Genomic DNA, 20,664 nt, shown 5'->3' with positions numbered 1-20,664 from the left:
CGTAAGATAAACAGGCAAAGAACGAACGCCTCCTTGCCGGAGCGGTTTGATTCTTGCGTCTACCGATTGCGCTTCCCGCCTGCAAAAGGCATAATCGAACAGGAAGCTTTGAGTGCTCGTGAGAATCTGCATGGCTAGGCAAAAGGACCGCATTGGAAGAAAGGAGAAGTCATGACGTATCGGATATTGGTAGTGGAGGACGACAAAGAAATTTTGGAGGGGGTATGTATTTACCTGCGTACGCAGGGATATGAGGTGCTGCAAGCTGCCGACGGGGTAGAAGGTCTGGAGCAGCTTGAACGGGAAGAAGTCCATCTGGCCGTCGTGGATGTCATGATGCCACGGATGGACGGAATCACGATGACGATGCGTTTGCGGGAGAAATATGATTTTCCGGTCATTTTCCTCAGCGCAAAGTCCGAAGAAATCGACAAAATCGCGGGATTGAACATCGGCGGAGACGATTACGTCGCCAAACCTTTTGCCCCGATGGAATTGTTGGCCCGGGTGAACTCCCAGTTGCGGCGGTATGCGAGATATCTGTCCGTGCTATCTAAGCGTGAAGCGAAGTCCGGTCATTATACGCTTGGCGGATTGGAGCTGGATGAAGAGACCGTTACGGTCTGCGTGGACGATGTACCGATCCGCCTCACGCCGTTGGAGTTCAAAATACTCAATCTGCTTATCCGGCACCCAGGTCGCGTTTTCCCGGCGGAAGAGATTTACGAACGGGTATGGAATGACCGCGCCGTCTCGACCGAGACGATCATGGTACATATCCGCAATATCCGCGAAAAAATCGAGATCAATCCCAAAAATCCGAAATATTTGAAAGTGGTATGGGGGGTTGGGTATAAAATTGAAAAACAATAAAGTATTGTCGGTAGCCGCAGAGTTGGAATCGAACGAGACCGTATCAACCAAGCCCAAAAAGACTGGACCCAAACTGAAATTGCCTTCGATTCGTCCGTGGTTGATCCGATTGACGCTTCTGTTAATTGTAGTCGCTTTCGTTATAGTGCAGTATTCCTACTTGTATAACCAGTCAGTAAAATGGATACACAACAAGACTTCCGACATCTCATTGAATCTGGAACAGCCGAGCGATTGGATTCAATATATGCAAAAAGCAAATTACATTCTGCCTTTTACGCTGGCACAGCAAAATTGGCGCAAAGCGGAAGCCGTCGGGGTCGTGCCGTCGGATATTCTGCTTCCAGGCGGGCGGAATTCGTATAATTCGATTCCGGCGGGAGAACCGATTCCTCAAAGTTTTAAAAATCGATTCAACGCGCTGGTGATCAGCTGGCAGTCCAAAATGATGGGCGGAGGAACCGCGTTATCGGATATGCAGTACATGGTTAGGTACGACCTAAACAATCAGCAACTTGTCAATGATCCTGATGATTTTTGGACGTTGTACGAAAAAGCCAGTTACGATTCGCAAATACAGCTTGATGAAAATTATGCGTTTTATGCTATGATTCGCTTTGATTCGAGCGGAGCCATGAGCATACCGGTCTGGTACGGATTGCCGCATAGTTGGAAAGACCGCATGACGGTCAATCAATTGAACCGTCAAAATTTCGTATCCGAACTCGGAACAGTCGAACCAACTATACAGGAAACTTCCGAGATCATGCCTTATATCAAGCGTATCGAAGCTCCGTCCGATTTCACGATCGTTTATGCGCTGCCGCGAAATTCCCATTCCTCTTTGCCCAGCCTGGATTCATATAAAAGTCTCGCGATGAAAGAAGCCGGTTTTCGGCAGGTCGGACTTTTGGCTTTGGGCTTCGCGGTCTTGATCGGATTGCTGCCGCTTGAAAGAACCGCTCGTATGAAACGCAAAAATGGCAGAGAGTTGGACACGCAACGCGAAAAATCGGGTCGGGAATCCGCAGTTTTGCCTATGCCTCGTTTGCCGTTCGAGTTTTGGGTGATCGGAGCCGCGTTTCCCATTATATTTAATATCGATTTTGCGCAATATTCGTATACGTCATTCGAAGCTTATCAGTCCGGGCAAAGTCTGGTTCCGATCACGCTTACTGCCGGCGTCTGGATATGGGCTTTGATTTTCTGGAGCGGATTGGCCTGGTTTTTGATGACGGCTGTTCGCCGGGGACTCGGATCGACATTTGCGCGTGCCAGTCTAATTGTTCGGTTTTTCGCTTGGTTGCATACGTTTCACTTCTCGGATCGAAGCGACCGCTCGCTGGTCAAAATCGCGCTTGCTCATTTTTTGATCCTGGCGGCTATCGGCTATTCGGCTGTCACAATCGGTTTTTACGCTTTGATTCCGCTGGCGATCTATTTGCTGCTTCTGGCTTATCTATTCAAAAAGCAAAAAGATCGGCTACGCCAGTCTTACGATCGGCTATTTATTTCCGTTCGCGGCATGGCGCAAGGCGACCTGAACGTGAACATCGACGGCGATGTCGGCGTATTCGAGCCAATGAAGCATGAATTGCAGCGCATTCGCGACGGATTCAAGCATGCCGTAGACGAGGAAACGAAAAGCCAACGCACCAAAAGCGAATTAGTGACCAACGTTTCGCACGATCTGAAAACCCCGGTCACGGCGATTCTGACGTACGTGAATCTGTTGCAACAAGCGGATTTGACGGAAGAAGACCGTAAAGCGTATATTGACGTGTTAAGCGGAAAATCGCAACGGTTGAGCCGATTGATCGAAGATTTGTTCGAATACACGCGGGCTTCCAGCGGAAGCACCGAGATCGCTCCGATCAACGTCGATCTGGTCGAGTTATTGAAGCAGGCGCATATCGAGTTGGAAGACAAACTTGCCGAATCCGGCATTCAACTGCGGTTCCGGCTGCCGGAGCATAAAGTGATCGCGCCGCTGGATAGCGAAAAAACGTTCCGCGTATTCGAAAATCTGTATCTGAATATCGCCAAATACGCGGCACCGGGTTCGCGCGCGTATGTCGAGCTGACTCTCAAAGAACGCGAAGCGATCCTTTCGTTCAAAAACGTGTCCGCCGCCGAGCTGGATTTCCAAGCGGAAGAAATCACGGACCGCTTCGTACGAGGAGACCGTTCCCGCCATACCGAAGGTTCGGGTCTCGGGCTTGCCATCGTCAAAAGCCTGGTCGAGCTTCAAGGCGGTGCGTTCGCGATCGAACTGGACGGCGATTTGTTCAAAGCGATTATTCGCTGGCCGTTGGCGACCGAACTCCCGGAAAAATGATCGGCAAAGAGCATGATGTATCGGAAACGCCCTGCAAGAAAGACTGGTTCGATGGTCTTTCCGTGCAGGGCAGTTTTCGGTTTTCAGGCCGAGGACAGGTATGATAAGCTCGAATCAATGAAAAATACGGAGGGAAAATCATGATTTCGACCCTTTACGAAATGCTGGGGATGTACCGGTTAAGCGATCCCGGTATGAACGTTCCGGCGCCGCTTGAGCTTGAATCTCCCGCACTGATTGTTCCGCTGGGCACGATCAAGATCGGCTGTCCGGATACGGAATACCGGATCGGCAACGGAGAATGTTTGTTTATGCAGCCTGATGGAACGACAAGGTTTTTGGACAAAGCGGATAGCGAAGACTTCCCAGGCGTGTATGTGATCGAGTTTGAACGATACCGGTTGAACGAAACTTCGGCAAACGAAGTCAATTATCGCAAAAACCATGAAGGATTGCCGCGGCAAAGCGGAGTGCTCAAATTTCCACGGTATTTGCATCAGGCATTGGATGAGTTGGATCGGCGCATTACGCAGACGGCTTCGCCTTCCAGCCATCCCGGAATCGGGTTTATGCTCAATGACCTGCTGAATCGGATCTTCGTGAACATGGGCGAAGCGGAAGGACGTTACGTGCAAGACATGACGATTCAGCAGCTGTGCGGATATATACAGCAGCATCTGCATACCCCGTTAAGACGTTCGGACATGGCGAAAAAGACCGGGTTCAACGCCAGCTATTTCTCGTCGCTGTTCCGGAAAGAAACCGGATGGAACTTCGGTGACTATGTGAATCGGTTGCGGCTTGATGAAGCGAAACGCCAGCTGCTCGTTACCTCCGATTCGCTTCAGGAGATCGCGGCACGAACCGGATTCGCGGACGGGTCATATTTGAGCAAAACGTTCAAAAAATACGTGGGCATCACGACCGGCGCGTTTCGATCTTTACGATCGGCGAGGCGTGTCGCTGCGCTTCAATTCAACGGTGCGCTGCTTGCCGCAGGTATCGAACCTGTTCTGACGACACAAGAAACGGCCGATGCTTCGCTGCTTATCCGCGACGAGTTGCACGAAACCGTTATTGCGGATCATACGAAGCTGATTGAGCGGTCAAAAGAGGTCAAACCTGATATGATCGTTATGCCTGCTTACTACTACCATTTTTCCGAACTGGTAAAAGAACTTGAACAGATTGCCCCGACCGTCACTATGGAATGGGGAAAAACGGACAAGCTGCAAGAAGTCAGGCAGATCGGAGCGTGGTTCGACCGCAAACGTGAAGTGGAGCAATGGATCGAGCGTTACGTTCTTCAGGTTGAACAAGCACGCGAGAAATTAAAGCCGCATCTGTCAACGGGTCAAACCGTCGGCTTATACGAATGGAATTACGACCAGCGCTGGCTGATTCCTCATGACAAAGTCCGTTCCGCGTACAATTTGTATGTAGCATTGGGATTGAGTCCGGCGAAGCATATCCGATCGGACGTGTTGGAGCGCAATCAACCGTTGTTTATCGACGAACCGGATTTGAGTCGCTACGCTGCGGACCATATGTTTGTTATTTTGCCGGATACGTTGCGAGGCGAGACGTCGGAACAACTGTTTTTGCGACCAATCTGGCTCGAACTCCAATCCAAACATGGATGCCGCGTATATCCGCTTGCCATGAACGAATTCTGGATGGACGACGGATTATTATTGGAAAAACAATTGCAGATTCTGCTATCGGCGTTAACGAACAAAGAAACCATCCAACCCATAGACATCGGACAAACGCGACCATAACACATCGACTTGGTTCCTGAGCCATCGCTATAATAAAGACTGCGATCGCAATTGAGAATCATTATTACTTGGAGGGTGTTATGAACAGAAAAAGAAAGTTTGCCGCGCAAGCGCTATCTGTACTGATGCTGGCTTTTGTACTCGTGCTGACCGCTTGCGGAGCTTCGTCGACCACGCCGACGGCGAACGAAACCGGGCAAGAAACTACCGCCGAAAGTGAAACGAACGTGTCCGATAAGCAAGTGGACGAGGTAGAAAATACGGATAGAGATACCCGAACGATCGCAACGGTGACCGGCGATCTGGAGATTCCCGTGCAGCCGAAACGGATCGTCGTGGACGGTTATTTGCCCAATCTGCTGGCGCTCGGTGTAAAGCCGGTCGGCGCTACGAGCTGGGATTTGGAAAACAAAGTTATCGCGGATCGGATCGAAGGCATCACAAGTACCGGCGAACGTTCGCCCGAGAGCGTTCTCGCGCTGGAGCCGGATCTGATCATCACCTGGGTTAATCCGGACTCCGACGGGCCGATTATCGAGCAATACAACAAGATCGCGCCTACATTGGCTCTTCCTTACGGGCATTTTAAGGATACATACGAGGCGATGCGTTATTTCGGGCAATTGCTCGGAAAAGAGGAAGAAGCGGAAGCATGGCTGGCCGATCTGGATCAAGTCTCCGCGGACGCCAGAGAAGCGATCAAGCCGTACGTAAAAGAAACCGATACCGCGGCACTGATGGGCGTGTTCGTCGTGGACAAAAACTTTTACATCTACGGCGACGGAGCTTATCGCGGCGGCGAAGCTCTGTACCAGCACGTGAAATTGACGCCGCCGGCCAAACAGCGCGAAGAGATGATCGGCAAGGAAACGTATAAGCAAGTCTCGTACGAAGTGATCGGCGATTACGCCGGAGACTTTATTTTCCTCGACCAGGGCGACATGCTCCCGGAGATATGGGGAAGCAACGACGGAATCTGGAAAACGCTGGATGCCGTCAAAAACGACCGCGTTTTCCAACTCGATTCCGACTTGTTCTGGGGCAACGACCCGATTTCTTTGAAACTCCAAATCAAAGAAATCGCGAACATGATCGTGGAGCGCGAGCGAGCAAAACAAGAATAAATCTGATTTTTTCTTAACTATCTCCACTCCTCACAAAAGCTAAAAAAGCGGCTGCCTGCAATGTGCAGGCAGCCGCTTCATGTCGACCAAGTTAAACGTAGCTGGAAGCGAGAAGACGGAGAGAAAATTCAGTGAAAGAGCTACAGTCTTTTCGAAGAAAAGGCACTTCGGAAGCATATGCTATAGTTCGCCTTTGAAATCGAGAAAAAACCAATCAAAGTTTCAATCTATTTTCTCGATTTCAACACGCTACCTGAAGCATTTCGAAGAAATGCACTTCGGAAGCCTACGCTTATAATTTTTCTCGCAGTCTTCTCGCTTCTCCCGCAACGGTAACTTTTCCGACATTCCAGCGACTGCCAACATATGGCCAGCAGCCGCTTTTTTCGCGCCTATTAAAGCCCCTCGCTTAAACGCCGATTCACCTGCTCCGCGTCTTCGCCGGTCATTAGCCCGATCAACGTGAGCAGCATCTGCGACATCCATTTTTTCGGATGCAACAGCAATTGCAGATGAAATTTCAAATCCGGGTGTTCGAACGGAATACTGGCAAGCGTTCCCCGCTGAAGCTCTTCCTCAACCGCGATTTGCGGCAGCAAAGCGATACCCAGACCGTTCATGACGCAATGCTTGATCGCTTCCAGACTGCCCAACTCGAAGCCGATCCGGTAGCTGACTTCGTGTTCGCGCAGTACCTTTTCGAAGGTGCTTCGGTACAGGCAGCTTCCTTCGGAGACGATCAGTTCGCAGCCGTTCAGATCGTTCAGGCGAATGTTTTCTTCGATGGTTAACGCATGGCCTGGCGGCGCCACCAGCACCAAAGGTTCTTCGCGGATCACGATGCAGCGGAGCGACGCATCGGCAGGCTTGCGGTCGAGCAGCAAAGCCAGATCGTATTCGCCTTCTTTGAGCTTATGGACCAGATTGCTTTCGCTGTCGGGCAGCATTTGTATCCCGATGCCGGGATGCTTGAGCCGAAGCTGTTGAAGATGGGGCGGCAAATAATAAGCGGCGAGCGAATCGATCGTGCCGATCGTCACCGCCCCGTCGAGCTGTTTGCCGATCGCTTCTTTGGATTCGTCGTATAGCTCCAGCATCTGCACGGCCAGCTTGAGCAAAGCTTCGCCAGGCGGCGTCAGCCGTAACTGGCGGCCGTAGCGTTCGAACAACGCGACGCCGTATTCCCGTTCCAGCTTCTGCATTTGCATGGTCACGCTGGATTGGGCATAGCCAAGCTCTTCGGCAGCCTTCGTGAAGCTCTGGCGCCGAGCCACTTCCCGGAAGGTCCGGAGGTAGGTCAATTCCATACAGTCGGCTCCTTTCGAACAATTCATCAAAAACTTTGATGTGATGTATCATTTATTATAGCTAACGCCGATGAATCTTTCCATGATAAACTAAAGCTAACAAAAGTCTGCTGGGAGGAACCCCAATGTTAACCGAACAACAGCTACATGGAATCTACGTGCCTGTCGTTACTCCGTTTTTGCCGAGAGGAGAGCTTGATCTGGAGTCATTCCACAAGCTGTCTTCGTCGCTCGTCTCGCAAGGCATTCATGGCTTGGTCGTGAATGGGACAACCGGCGAGTCGCCAACCGTAAGCTGCGAGGAGTTAAGTTTGCTGTCTGCCGCTGCCAAGTCCGCTATCGGAGCCGCGAAGATCCCGCTTGTGCTCGGAACGGGAACGAACGATACGCGAGCTTCGGTCAAAAAGACCGAACTTGCGGGTAAACTGGGTGCCGATGCTGTGCTAGCTGTTGTTCCTTACTATAATAAGCCTTCCCAGCAGGGGATCGTGGCGCATTTTCGCAAAATTGCCGAAGTTGGCCTTCCGGTCATCGTTTATGAGATTCCGGCTCGTACGGGCGTCCGCATGGAAGTGGATACGGTGCGAACGATTCTGGAGACCGAAGGTATTGCGGGAATCAAGGACTGCTCCGGCAGCCTCGAACTGTTCCAGGCGCTGCAAGCATCCGGTTATCACAAGCCTGTTCTGTGTGGCGACGATACCCGATTGCTGGAGTTTATGGAAGCGGGTGCGGCAGGCGGGATGCTCGTATCGGCCCATGTGTGCACAGAAGCTCTTCTGACTATTTATCGTCGTTTCCGTGAAGGCAGCGTGGAAGAAGCTCATACTGCGTTCAACGAACTGATTCCGTTAATGAACTTGATGTTTGAAGAACCCAATCCGGCGCCTGTCAAATGGCTGCTTGCAGAACTGGGACAGATTGCACACGGAACGCTGAGACTTCCTATGGTCGAGATTGGAGAAGAATTGCGTGGCAAGCTTCGCCGTACAGGTGTACTGCCGGGCGATGCGTTGGTGCTGTAGTTGAGGCGTGATCGACCAAACTGAAGAAAACCTTCCGGATTTCGCATTTGTGCGGGGTCCGGAAGGTTTTTTTGCAGCCTTTTCGGTAAAAAGGCTCATGCTAGTTTTTCGCCGATCCTTGAGTTCCTTTGCGTAGTCTCCAATTGCGTCCCGCACCGCCGGTCAGCCAATGTCCGCCGGGAAGGCGAGACAGTCCCGCGCAAAGTAACAGAGCAGTTGGAGCCGCAAAGAGTGCGGTTAGTACGGATACGGGCAGATGCCAGCCAGGGAATATCCAATCACGGGTAAGTACGGCAATTCCCGTCAGCAGCATCGCATGGCTCAAATACGCGCCGAACGAGTACTTTCCGCAAAGAGTGAGCAGCTTGGTCCACCAGCCTTTTTGCTTTTGCAGCAAAAGCGCCCATCCGTATAGCATCAGAATTTGAAAAGTGACCGCAATGAAGCTACTTGGCTTAAGATAGGTAGAGTAGTTGAGATTGATCTGTTCGCCCGAGCTGCGGAGCAAGTCGAGATTCATCCACAGATACATTCCGATAAAAGCCAGTGTACTCCACGGTAGCATTTTTAACACGAATCCTCGCCACTTTTCCAAATAAGTCCCGCAAATCCCGCCGAGCACGAAATAAAAGGCGTAATACGGAAACTCATAGGTTCGGTAATCCAGCAGCGTTTTCCACAGTCCCGATGTTTGCCATTCCGGCATGCGATAGTAGGAGAGGTACATGAGCCAGCCGTAGACTATCGCCAAAAGCAGGATCAACAGCCCTATTCGTCCAAACTTCGTCCGTTCCGCCTGGCTTGATCCGGTCCAGCGACCGATTCCCGAAGCGGCAGCGCGAAAAAGCGGGAAGAATAGATAGAATTGGAAGATCATCACGACAAACCACAGATGGTACCCGTACGTTGGCGCGATGAATTGTTGGAGAAAAGTAGGCCAGTCGCTCCATGCGAACAGCGGTTGATGGGATAACGTTTTGGTCAAGATCCAATACAACACCGTCCAACAAGCGAACGGGACATAGATGTCTCCGATTCTTTTGACCAATACCGGAGCATACCGTCGATCTCTTCGTCCATACCGGTAAAACAGAATGGCCCCGGCGAGAAAAACAAACGTCAGCGTGCCGTAGCGAATCAGATGATACAGCAGCGCCATCGCAACCGCATCGGGAAACAAAATATCGCTGCGATAAATGAATTCCCCAAGGCTATGCTGCATGACGATGGCGAGAAACGACAAGCCGCGCAGCAGTCCCCATTCGTCTACCCGTTCCAGAGATGTGCGGGGAGAGGCAGCGCCGTTTGTCGCGATGATTTGAGACATAATCAAAAAGCTCCTTCCACAGCGTGTCTTTGTTTATAATAAGCTAATAGTACTCTGTACCCGTTCAAATAGTGGGTTTACGTTTGGCCGAGATTCGTACCTAAACCGTGTACGAAGTCTCCGACGGAAACGCGCACGGGCGTAACCTTACCTTCATTTGGTACAGAGTAATAGGCTCGCTTGAGAATCAAGACGGCTACAATTATAGACGAAAAAGGAGAACGAGGTAAATATGAATCCGATTAATTTTGCGCAAAAACCTGTTTTAACAGGCAAGAAAGTGCTGTTGCGTCCGTTCAAAGCGGAAGACAGTGAGCGGATGCTGAACATTTTGGCGGAGCTTGACGTGCAGCGTTTGACCGGATCGGTACATACTGACGAAGAAGCCCAAAAGCCGCGCACTCCCGAACAAGAACAGAAGGTACGGGAGTGGTACGCCAGCCGTAACGCGCAAACCGATCGGCTGGATCTGGCGATCGTGGATGCGGCGAGCGGAAAGGTGATCGGCGAAGCCGTGTTCAACGAGTACGAAGAGTATTCGGGCAACGCAAGTTTTCGGATTCTGATCGGTTCGGACGGACAGGGAAAAGGATTGGGGACGGAAGCGATCGAACTGTTTTTGCGTCACGGCTTCGAAACACTCGGTCTGCACCGCGTATGGCTGGAAGTGTACAGTTTCAACCCGAGAGCGGAACGTGTGTACATCAAAAGCGGCTTTATTCTGGAAGGCGTGAAACGCGAGGATTTCCGGTACAACGGCGAGTATATCGACACGAAAGTGTACGGCATGCTGCGTTCGGATTACGAAGCTATTTCCTTGTCATCTATTCCGCTCTGAAAAATTGGATATATGATAAAATAAAAGGAAAACGTTCGGGAGGGTTCGATTCGCGTGGATGCAAAAGAAATCGCATTTGAAAAGGACCGCGGTACGCGCGAAGAAACGGTCAATACATTTGTCCAAGGCATCAAAGATTGTTTGCCTACGTTGTTCGGATACATTAGCATTGGTCTGGCTTTCGGAATCGTCGGCGCGGCGTCCAATCTGAACTTCATCGAGGTGACGCTGTTATCCTGGGTCGTGTACGCCGGCTCTTCCCAGTTTATCATCTGCGCGCTGATTGCGGCGGGAACGCCGATGCTGTCGATTGTCTTGACAACGTTTATCGTCAATCTGCGGCATCTGTTGCTTAGCCTGACGCTAGCCCCTTATTTTACCAAATACTCGCTCTGGAAAAATATAGGGATTGGCGCATTGCTGACCGATGAATCGTTTGGCATTGCTTCGGTCAAAGCCATGCAGGAAAAAAGGCTTGGCGATCGCTGGATGAATGGGTTGAATCTGACGGCATACATCGGTTGGAGCTTGTCATGTATGGCCGGCTCCTTATTTGGACGCTGGATTGCCGACGCGGAGGCTTTAGGTCTGGACTTTGCGCTGGTGGCGATGTTTATCGCGCTTCTGGTGCTTCAGCTTCAGCAGATTCCGGCAGGCAAGCTGCGCGGATACATTCTGCTCATTTTGTTGACCGGTGTTTTGATGGCTGTACTATCGCAATTCATGGCAGGCCATACGGCTGTGCTGATCTCGACCGTCATCGCGGCCAGCGTGGGGACGGTGATCATCAAATGACGACGACCGCATGGATGCTGGCTTTGGTAGGCTGCTGCACATTGGTCACGGTCATTCCGCGGGTGTTGCCTTTTATTCTTGTGCGAAGCATAACGCTGCCGATGATCGTACTGCGTTGGCTGTCTTTTATTCCGATCTGCATTTTAACGGCTCTTATCGTACAGGGGCTGTTGATTGAACCGGAAGATGGAGGCATGACGAAGGTGAATTGGCCGTATGTAGGCGTGGCGGTGCCGACATTGCTCGTTGCTTTGAAAACGAAAAGTCTGTCGGCGTCGGTGATTGTGGGGGTGGTGCTGCTTGCTTTGGTGAGGTGGGTGATGTGAAAAAGCCGCTGTGTTGGCACAGCGGCTTTTTCTTTGTTATATAGAAGGAAAAAGAAAAAATGCTCGTTTCTTTATGCGCTCGTTCCGGTCTCGGCTTCTACTGCACGTACGCGTTCTGCCGTACGGCGTGAGCGGCCCGGGAGTCTTGGGGGACGGGGGATCGAGCGGGCGGGGGATTTTTTTATACCGGATACGAGTACGCCGCCGAGGATCAGCAACGCTCCGATATAGCCTTGAATGCCCAGCATCTCGCCCAAGAAAACGAATCCGAACAAAGCGGCGAAGACCGGTTCCAGCGAAAACAGTACGCCGATACGTTCGGGGGTTGTGTATTTTTGTGCAACGGTCTGCATAATAAAACCGAACGCGCTGCAAACGATGGCAAGTCCGATGACCGAAGTCCATTGGGAAGCGCCTTGCGGAATCGTCGGCGTCTCGAACAGGAAGCCGAAGATCAGTCCGAACAATCCGATAAATCCGATCTGAAGCACGCCGAGCGTCAGTCCGTCGGAATGTTTGGAGAATCGGTTAGTCATAAGGATATGTACCGCATAGACCAGGGCACCGAGCAGGCATAACAGCGATCCGCTTTCAAAAGATAGGGAGTGCTGGAGCGTCAGCATGGCGATTCCGCCCATCGTGAGCACGATTCCGCCGGTCATGGCGAGGCTTGGTTTGCGTCTGGTGACCGCAAACTGGAGCATTGGCACAAACACCACCATGGCGCTGGTCAAAAATCCTGCCGTTGAGGCCGTCGTTGTTTTCAATCCCACAATCAGCAAGGTCAACATGACGAACATCACGAAGCCGAGCAGGGCGCTTTCCCCGATCGTTTTCCAATCAGCCAAGCGCACGCGCCGCCAAAACAGCGGGAGCGTCAACGCGAAAGCCAGTAAAAATCGCCAGGCGAGCAAGGTGAACGGTTCCATGCCCTCCAGTCCCATTTTCATCAATAAATAGGACGAGCCCCAGCCCGCCGAGACCAGCGCGATCGCGATATCGGCTGTTCTTTTCGTCATGCGTAGTTCCATTTTTTCGGTCATCCTCTTTCGGTCGTAAGGTCGATGCAAAAGCTGTATAAAAATCCGTTGCAATTTCGCCTTTCCCAGTATAAGTTGAAGAAAAGCATGAGGAAAGCGAAGGTTTTTCATGCTTAACATGAACAATTTTAATGATGGAAAGAGGCGCAAGATGTCCACCCATAAATACGAAGCTTTTCTCAAAACGCTGGAAACCGGAAGTCTCACCAAAGCCGCGGCAGCGCTGGGTTATACGCAATCGAGCATCAGCCATATGTTGAACGCGATGGAAAAGGAGTGGCGGTTGACGCTGCTCATCCGGGATCGTTCGGGCATCCGGCTTACTTCCGACGGGCAGCGTTTGCTTCCTTATATTCGTAACATGGTGCAGGCGCACCGGGAATTGATCGACGAGACGGCCAATCTGCGCGGGTTGCGCTCCGGCTTGATCCGTCTCGCCACCTTCACCAGCGCCGCCGTCAACTGGCTGCCGGGGCTGATCCAGACGTTTCAACAGGAGCATCCGGGCGTCGATTTCGAACTGCTGCACGGGCATTACACGGATATCGAAAATTGGCTGGATACGGGGCAAGCCGACTGCGGATTCCAGCGTCTGCCTGTGCGCGCCGATTTCGAAAGCCGCTTTTTGGCGCAGGACCGGTTGCTTGTCATATTGCCGGAACATCATCCGCTGGCGGGCGAGGAACGGTTTCCGGTCGAGGCGCTCGGCGAAGAGTCGTTTCTTCTGCTGGAAGAAGGAACGGTGAACGAGATTACGGAAATTTTCAATGTGCACGATATTCATCCGAAAGTCCGTTTTACCGCACGGGACGATTACGCGATTATCTCCATGGTCGAGAGCGGGCTTGGGATCAGCATCTTGCCGGAGCTTGTTTTGAACCGGACCCCGTACCGCGTGGTGCAAAAAGAACTGAGCGTTCCGGCGTACCGCAGGCTCGGCATTTGTCTGAAAAGCAGCGAACATGCGTCTCCGGCACTGCGGAAGTTTCTGGAGCATGTCGCGGCTTATCCGGCTTTCCGGCAGATTGAAGCGACGGAGTAAGGTCTTTTTCCGGAAAAGCAGGAACAAGCGACATCCGGGGCGAAATGATTGAATGAAAGCGTTCCAACAAATTTATCCGCTCAAACGGGAGGTCGCTCATGCCTGTATTCGAAACGCGAGGCAATCACTTTTATTACGAGAACGAACCGATTACTTTACTGTCCGGCGCTATTCATTATTTCCGCGTCGTGCCCGAATATTGGGAAGATCGTCTGCGCAAGCTGATGGCAGTCGGTTTTAATACGGTTGAGACTTATGTCGCCTGGAACGTACACGAGCCGAAAGAAGGCACGTTCGTGTTCGACGGCATCGCCGATCTGGAAGCTTTCGTCAAACTGGCTGGATCGCTAGGGCTGCATGTGATCGTTCGTCCGAGTCCGTATATTTGCGCGGAATGGGAATTCGGAGGACTACCGGCTTGGCTGTTGGAAAATGGCGATATCCGCCTGCGCGTCTCCGATCCTGCTTTTTTGGAAAAGGTGGATGCTTACTTCGACGAGCTGCTGCCTAGACTCGTTCCGCTACTTTCTACCAACGGCGGACCGATCATCGCGATGCAAATCGAAAACGAATACGGAAGCTACGGCGCGGACCATGCTTATTTGGAATATTTGCGTGACGGGATGATCCGCCGCGGCATCGACGTGTTATTGTTCACGTCCGACGGCCCGGAGATCGCCATGCTGCGGGCCGGATCGGTCGAAGGCATTCTGGCGACGGTTAACTTTGGCTCGCGAACACGCGAAGCGTTCAAGATTCTGCGCGACCATCAGCCGGAAGGTCCGCTGATGGTCATGGAATTCTGGGACGGCTGGTTCGACCGCTGGCTGGCACCGCATAATACGCGTCCGTCTGCGGAGATCGTAACGGAGCTGGAGCAGATGCTGGAGCTTGAAGCGTCGTTTAATTTCTATATGTTCCATGGCGGTACGAATTTCGGGTTTATGAACGGGGCGAACCACGTCAATTTTTATGAACCGACGGTAAACAGTTACGATTACAACGCCATTTTGAGCGAAGACGGAGAACCGACCGAGACGTATCACGCGGTGCGCAAGCTGCTTAGCGAACGTCTTGGTCTGACACCGCCCGAGCTGCCGGCTCCTTTGCCGAAAAAAGCATACGGACGCGTAGAACTGACCGAATCGGCAGCGCTGTTCGCAGCCGTCGATGCGCTGTCCGGTGAAGCGATTCAGAGCGTCTACCCGGAGCCGATGGAAAAAGTCGGACAAGCCTATGGTTTCATTATGTACACGACTACGATCGGAGACGAGCATAACGGCGGCAATCTGATCCTTCAGGAAGTGCGCGACCGTGCGTTGGTATTCGCGGACGGCCAACAGATCGGCTTGGTCAACCGCTGGGAGCCGCAACCGGGTATCAAGCTCAACGTGCCGGCCGGAACCCGCGTCCGTCTCGATATTTTGGTCGAAAACATGGGCCGCATCAACTACGGTCCGCTGATGCGCGACCGCAAAGGCATCACCGAAGGCATCCGCGTCGGCAATCAATTCCTGCACGATTGGGAAATCCGCCCACTGCCACTAAGCGATTTGTCTTCATTGAACTTCACGTCTATAGCGCAAGAAGGGAACGCTTTCCAGCCTGCCGCCAAACTCAGCACCGGCGCCGAATACTCGGCAGAAGGCTGGGGAGAAACATCCGGCGCACAGCCGGCCTTCTACCGCGGAACATTCACCGCTACCGATACCGCCGACACCTTCATCCGCACCGACGGCTGGGGCAAAGGCGTCGTCTGGATCAACGGCTTCCTCCTCGGCCGCTACTGGCAAGCCGGCCCCACGAAGACCTTGTACGTTCCCGCCCCTCTTCTGCGCAGCGGCGAAAACGAAATCGTGGCCTTCGAACTGCACGGCTTCGGCAATACAGACGATTCCGTCAACGGTGCTAGCACGCTTCCTTTTGTCGAACTGACGGATCAGCCTGATTTGGGCTAGAGAGTAAAAAGTTATTATCAAGCATTGAAGCGTTCTGCAACAGTCTCATGAAATAAGAAAGACTAGTGCTCCTAAAATGGTCTTGTTATAAGCAAAGCGCATAGCGGAGAGAGAAATTCAGTGTAGGAGCGCCAGCGATCGCCTTTGAAATCGAGAAAAAACCAATACAAGTTTCAATCCCTTTTCTCGATTTCAACACGCGACCGAAACGAATTTCTCTCGCAGCCTTTAAGCGTACACAAGCAACGAATAGAAACTTTTATAAAGCCTTGCCCGTCTTCCAAAACAAAGACGGGCTTTTCCCATTAGACAAGAAAGGAGCCCCAATCATGTCCTGGACCTCGGAAGCCGGAGGAGGCAGAGACTTCAATCTCGATCAATACGCGTTGCCCGATCTGCGATTGTCGTTTCAAATGTGCGGTACGCATTGGCGCGAAGTATCAACCGGATGGTCATACCCCGCGCATAACCATTCCCTGTTCGAACTCAACTATGTCATGGAAGGCCAGCAATTCATGGATATCGAAAAGCAGCGCCATATCCAGAACGCCGGAGAGCTACTGCTGCTCGCGCCCGATTGCGTGCATGAAAGCCGGATCGGGCGCTGTCCGTCCATGTCTTATTTTTGTATGCACTTCGATATCGAAGATGCCGTGATGTATGAACGGATCGCGGCGCTCGGCAGCACGCTTTTCGCCGAGCATGACGAACTGACTGTCAAGCTGAAGCCCGAATTGGAGCGGCTGGCGCTGCTATGCAGCGAACAGAGCGACGAACAAGCCGATGAATCGTTTGCGATTAGGGCGTCGCTGCTTCGGCTGCTGTTGGAGCTTTGCCAATATGCCTTTTCGCTGCCTGATCAGACACAGACAAGCAGCCCCTCAGTTTTGGACGGGCGCGGAACGGAGTCGGCTCGGCGGTTGCGAGAACGACACGCATTGGAGAAGAAAGTTCAGGATTTCTTGGTTGGCCCGGAAACGGACGGCGTATGGAGCGAGCGCACGCTGCTGCCGCCTTTCAATTGGGTAGGGCTGTTTACCGTAATGGTGCCGGATCGAAGCTTCTGGACCAAACCTGATCGTTTCTTCGCCAAAACGCTGCTCGATGATACATTATCTGAATTTGGCATTTCGGCCGTGGCGACGGGCGACCGGCGGTTGACCGCCGTATTGTTCATGGACGGCTACAGCGTTCCGCCCCTGGAAGAGTATGCCGCCGATTGCCGCAGGCTGCTGGAACGAAGTTTAAACGAGACGGTGAGGCTGGGAATCGGCGGCGTAGCGGCGTCACCCGGCGAGTTGAAAGGGTTATACCGGCAAAGTTTGCGCGGACTCGGGCTGGACGAACCGTTCGGAACGCTTCCGGACTTCGAATTCATGAACCGAACGATCCGACTGGCGCTGCTGGCGATCGAATCGGAATACGCCGAGCCTGACTTGACGTTGGGAGGGCTTGCCAAGCGATTGCAATTGTCTCCGAATTATTTGAGCGGATTATTCACGACAGAAACCGGACACCCATTCACTTGGCATCTGACCCGGATTCGAATGGACCGCGCCTGCGCCTTGCTCAAAGGAACACAGATGAAAGTGCATCAAGTGGCCCGCCAGGTCGGTTATGGAGATCAGGCGTATTTCAGCCGCTGCTTCAAGTCGGTGATCGGGATAAGCCCGATCTCCTATCGCAACCAAATGCTTGAGCATTGAAGAATACGCTTACAATTTGACGTAGAATGATCCAACAAAACGTAGATACGTACATTGTTCGTTCTCCCCGACGGTGACATACTGGAACAAATAGGCAGGCGGGAGGAATGGACGTGTATAAAGTCATCGTGGCGGACGACGAAGCGCTAATGCTGGAAGGTTGGAAAACGATCATCGACTGGAACAAGTTCGGTTATGAATTGTGCGGAGCGGCTTCGGACGGCGACGAAGCGTTGGAGCTGGTTAAACGCTTCGAGCCTGATTTGCTGCTGACCGATATTCGTATGCCAGGCTTGAGCGGTCTCGATTTGATTCGCGAGCTTCGGGAACTAAACAATATGAATGTGAAAAGCATTATCGTCAGCGGATATGCGGAGTTCGACTACGCCAGGCAGGCGCTTCGCTTCGGCGTAGACCGCTACGTCCTGAAACCGATCGTGCCGGAAGAGATCCATGAGCTGCTTGTGGAATTGAAAACGCCGCTAAAGTCCGGCGTAGACGCGCGCCGATCAGCGAGTGAGTTGCAAAGCGCCGCTGTGCAAGCTTGCCTATCGGGGCTGCTTCGAGGCGAGCCGAACGCGATTTTCGAAGCGGAACAGCTGCTCGGTCCAGATCCAGCTCAGTCGCTGAGCGTGTTGCTGGCTGAACCGATGCGGGAAGATCGGCAAGAAGATGCGCGCTCCGCCAAAGTCATCCTTGAGCGGACGGCGGAACGTTTGCACGCAAAAGGCATCAAAGCTTGGATTTTCGATGACGCGCAGAATCGTACCGGATTACTTGCCGTTTGTTCATCGCAAACGTTATCCGGCGCTTGCGGGCATTCGGAAGCGAAGAAGTCGGGAATAGCCGTATACGTTGGCCGTAGTGTGAACGGATATGCGGCAATTCCTTTGTCGTACGGTCAGGCGATGGCCGCGAGGGACGAAGCCCGTTTTTCCGGATCGCAGTTTACCGGCGGCTACACGGAAAGCTTGCTGAAGCTTCGGCGCAGCAGCGAAGCCGAACAGGTCGCCGGTTCTCTGGAAGCGGCCGTCGAAGTGTCCCGGCATCCGCTTCAAACCGCGATTGCCTATATGAAGGTCCATTATCGCGACAAACTGCAACTGCGGGAATTGGCGGATCGGCTTCATATGAATCCGGTCCATCTGGGCCAGGCATTCAAACGAGAAATGAGCTGCTGCTTCAATGATTACATTCATCGACTTCGCGCGGAGGAAGCCCAGCGTCTGCTGCGGCGGACCGATATGAAGATTGCCGAAATCGCTGAGCGGTTGGGTTATCACGATACCGAGTACTTTAGCGCCAAATTCAAAGCCGCGACAGGAGAGCTTCCTTCGGCATATCGCATGAGAGAGCAGGTGACGGTCTCATGACGCGGCGGCGCTCTTTTTTTCCCAGACTCAACGATATGCCGCTCAAACGCAAATTTTTACTCATTTATCTGCTCTGCGTGCTGCTGCCGATCATGACGATCAATCTGTTTTTTTACTTCCGGACGCTATCCGATATTCAGACACGCGAGCAGGAGAATCTGCGACGTTCCCTCGAACGCGCACGCGGTGAGCTGATCGGCATGATCGACGAAAGCGTGGCGCTAAGCCGCTCGATCGCGGCCGACGACTCGTTGTACCAAGCGCTGGATGAGACTTACGCTTCGCCTTCGGATTATTACGCCGTGTACGATGAATCGCTGAGAGACAAGCTGACCCGCTATATGTCGGCAAATATTTTGGAGGTCCGTATTTATACGGAAAACGTCAGTGTTCAAAACGGGTCCAACTACCGCGTAATCGACGATAAAGCAACTCCTCCCGAATGGATGAATCCGCTGGGCCAAAGTTCCTCGGCTATTGCGGTTTCTGCGTATATGGACGAAGAAACGCATAATCCGAGAAGGCGGATCAGCGTGATCGGGCGGATGGATGTATATCCGTCCTTTTCTGCGTATCCGAAGTATTCACGCGTCGATCTCGATCTGGGCCGCGTTTCGGCGATCTTGAACCGCGAGCGGAGCAGCGTGAAGCTGCGGTTGGTGGACGAACGCGATCGGGTCGTAGCGGACGGAATCGGCGGCAGAGACGGAGAAGGCGAACTGTACGCAAATCCGGCTTTTACCTCGGAAGAAACACGTTCGGGTTTTGCGCTTCAGCAGTCGCTCGGCAGCGTAGGCTACGTGCAGGGCTGGAAAGTGGTCGGCATCGCGAATACCCGGTATATCGACGGCCTTCGCCTCGAATCAATGATTTCCATCCTGTGGCTGGGCATTATCAGTACCATCGTGCCGTCGCTGCTGATTTTTTTCATATTCCGTTCCTATCACACCCGGGTCAAACATCTGTATCGGCATATGGAAAAAGTCGGCGATCAGCGCTTTGATCCGATCGCCGCGCGCGAAGGCAAGGACGAGATCGGCGGGCTGATTCGCGCGTTCAACGTGATGTCGGGCCGTATCCGATCGCTGATCGACGACGTGTACAAGCTGGAGATCCGGCAAAAAAACCTGGAACTGGACCGCGTACGGACAGAGCTTGCCATGCTGCAAAGTCAGGTGAATCCGCATTTCCTGTTCAACACGCTTAATGCGGTGATGATCGTCTGCGCGAAAAACGGTTATCGGGAAGTCACCGAAATCGTCAAAAACCTGTCGCAGCTTATGCGTCAATTGCTTAGCAGGCCGGATGATCTGGTACCGCTTGAAGAAGAGTTGAAGTTTACGCGGATGTATCTGGAGATCGAAAAGTTCCGTTTCGGCGACCGTTTCGATTATTTGTTTGAAGTGCAACCGTCGGCTGGGCAACTGCGGATTCCGCGCATGAGCATTCAGCCGCTAGTCGAGAATGCGTGCAAACACGGCTTACAAGCCCGCAAAGACGAACGGAAAATTACGATAACGGCGGGGATGACCGCAGAAGGTCTTCGCATTGCCGTGCGCGATAACGGAATCGGAATGAACGAATCCAGATTGCAAGAAGTCGAGAAGCTGATCGGATCGGAGCATTCGTCGGGCGACGGTAGCGTGGGACTGCGCAATGTGCATCGGCGTCTGGAACTGTTTTATCGCCGGGGTGTACATCTTCGGCTGCGAAGCGAGGAAGGCAGAGGGACGGAGGTGGGATTTACGATTCCATCTTTTTGGCTGCATCCCGGTGATGCGGACTTTTATCCGTGGGATAAGGAGGCATGA

At 52.6% G+C, this 20,664-nt stretch carries 16 protein-coding genes; 13 read left to right on the top strand and 3 right to left on the bottom strand.

Going from position 1 to position 20,664, the window contains the following annotated elements; all coding sequences use genetic code 11:
- Positions 1-171 precede the first annotated feature (171 nt).
- The 4 genes from WKI47_RS15425 (at position 172) to WKI47_RS15410 (ending at position 6,116) form a co-directional block, all read left to right on the top strand.
- Positions 172-873, top strand: a complete 702-nt coding sequence (locus tag WKI47_RS15425; RefSeq protein WP_340228044.1) for a response regulator transcription factor — start codon at positions 172-174, stop codon at positions 871-873.
- Entirely contained in the window at positions 860-3,211 is a 2,352-nt protein-coding gene (locus WKI47_RS15420; protein WP_340228043.1) for a sensor histidine kinase, read from the top strand. Before WKI47_RS15425 ends, WKI47_RS15420 begins: the two co-directional genes overlap by 14 nt.
- 140 nt (positions 3,212-3,351) lie before the next feature.
- Positions 3,352-4,992, top strand: a complete 1,641-nt coding sequence (locus WKI47_RS15415) for an AraC family transcriptional regulator (protein WP_340228042.1) — start codon at positions 3,352-3,354, stop codon at positions 4,990-4,992.
- Positions 4,993-5,072: 80 nt separating this feature from the next.
- Positions 5,073-6,116, top strand: coding sequence for an ABC transporter substrate-binding protein (locus WKI47_RS15410; protein ID WP_340228041.1), 1,044 nt, complete (start codon positions 5,073-5,075; stop codon positions 6,114-6,116).
- 395 nt (positions 6,117-6,511) lie between these two features.
- Here the strand turns inward: WKI47_RS15410 and WKI47_RS15405 are convergent, their stop codons facing one another.
- Positions 6,512-7,423, bottom strand: a complete 912-nt coding sequence (locus tag WKI47_RS15405; RefSeq protein ID WP_340228040.1) for a LysR family transcriptional regulator — start codon at positions 7,421-7,423, stop codon at positions 6,512-6,514.
- A gap of 125 nt (positions 7,424-7,548) precedes the next feature.
- On the opposite strand from WKI47_RS15405, the gene dapA reads away from it, so the two are divergent.
- Positions 7,549-8,448, top strand: a complete 900-nt coding sequence (gene dapA, locus WKI47_RS15400; protein ID WP_340228039.1) for a 4-hydroxy-tetrahydrodipicolinate synthase — start codon at positions 7,549-7,551, stop codon at positions 8,446-8,448.
- Positions 8,449-8,548: 100 nt separating this feature from the next.
- Here dapA and WKI47_RS15395 read toward each other — a convergent pair whose 3' ends face one another.
- Complete coding sequence (locus WKI47_RS15395; protein ID WP_340228038.1) at positions 8,549-9,775, bottom strand: acyltransferase; 1,227 nt, start codon at positions 9,773-9,775, stop codon at positions 8,549-8,551.
- A 232-nt stretch (positions 9,776-10,007) separates the two neighbouring features.
- Here WKI47_RS15395 and WKI47_RS15390 point away from each other — a divergent pair, with 232 nt between their 5' ends.
- From WKI47_RS15390 to WKI47_RS15380, 3 genes are all read left to right on the top strand, one after another.
- On the top strand, positions 10,008-10,613 hold the full coding sequence (locus WKI47_RS15390; protein WP_340228037.1) for a GNAT family protein: 606 nt from the start codon (positions 10,008-10,010) through the stop codon (positions 10,611-10,613).
- A 69-nt stretch (positions 10,614-10,682) separates the two neighbouring features.
- Positions 10,683-11,408 carry an AzlC family ABC transporter permease gene (locus tag WKI47_RS15385; RefSeq protein WP_425355471.1) on the top strand — a complete coding sequence of 242 codons (726 nt, stop codon included), beginning with the start codon at positions 10,683-10,685 and terminating at the stop codon, positions 11,406-11,408.
- A complete protein-coding gene (locus WKI47_RS15380; RefSeq protein ID WP_340228035.1) occupies positions 11,405-11,734 on the top strand; it encodes an AzlD domain-containing protein in 330 nt (109 codons plus the stop codon). The genes WKI47_RS15385 and WKI47_RS15380 overlap by 4 nt, the downstream gene beginning before the upstream one ends.
- A gap of 71 nt (positions 11,735-11,805) precedes the next feature.
- Here the strand turns inward: WKI47_RS15380 and WKI47_RS15375 are convergent, their stop codons facing one another.
- Positions 11,806-12,765, bottom strand: coding sequence for a DMT family transporter (locus WKI47_RS15375; RefSeq protein ID WP_340228034.1), 960 nt, complete (start codon positions 12,763-12,765; stop codon positions 11,806-11,808).
- A 160-nt stretch (positions 12,766-12,925) separates the two neighbouring features.
- Here WKI47_RS15375 and WKI47_RS15370 point away from each other — a divergent pair, with 160 nt between their 5' ends.
- The 5 genes from WKI47_RS15370 (at position 12,926) to WKI47_RS15350 (ending at position 20,664) form a co-directional block, all read left to right on the top strand.
- Entirely contained in the window at positions 12,926-13,816 is an 891-nt protein-coding gene (locus WKI47_RS15370; RefSeq protein WP_340228033.1) for a LysR family transcriptional regulator, read from the top strand.
- A gap of 98 nt (positions 13,817-13,914) precedes the next feature.
- Positions 13,915-15,774 carry a beta-galactosidase family protein gene (locus WKI47_RS15365; RefSeq protein ID WP_340228032.1) on the top strand — a complete coding sequence of 620 codons (1,860 nt, stop codon included), beginning with the start codon at positions 13,915-13,917 and terminating at the stop codon, positions 15,772-15,774.
- Between the two features lie 329 nt (positions 15,775-16,103).
- On the top strand, positions 16,104-17,480 hold the full coding sequence (locus WKI47_RS15360; protein ID WP_340228031.1) for a helix-turn-helix domain-containing protein: 1,377 nt from the start codon (positions 16,104-16,106) through the stop codon (positions 17,478-17,480).
- A 113-nt stretch (positions 17,481-17,593) separates the two neighbouring features.
- Positions 17,594-18,853, top strand: a complete 1,260-nt coding sequence (locus tag WKI47_RS15355; RefSeq protein ID WP_340228030.1) for a response regulator — start codon at positions 17,594-17,596, stop codon at positions 18,851-18,853.
- On the top strand, positions 18,850-20,664 hold the full coding sequence (locus tag WKI47_RS15350; protein ID WP_340228029.1) for a sensor histidine kinase: 1,815 nt from the start codon (positions 18,850-18,852) through the stop codon (positions 20,662-20,664). The genes WKI47_RS15355 and WKI47_RS15350 overlap by 4 nt, the downstream gene beginning before the upstream one ends.

Origin of the sequence: Saccharibacillus sacchari (assembly GCF_037722395.1) — a bacterium.
In the GTDB taxonomy this organism is placed as follows: Bacteria; Bacillota; Bacilli; order Paenibacillales; family Paenibacillaceae; genus Saccharibacillus; species Saccharibacillus sacchari_A.
The sequence above is the reverse complement of the archived record's forward strand: the minus strand, read 5'-3'. Positions and strand labels throughout refer to the sequence as shown.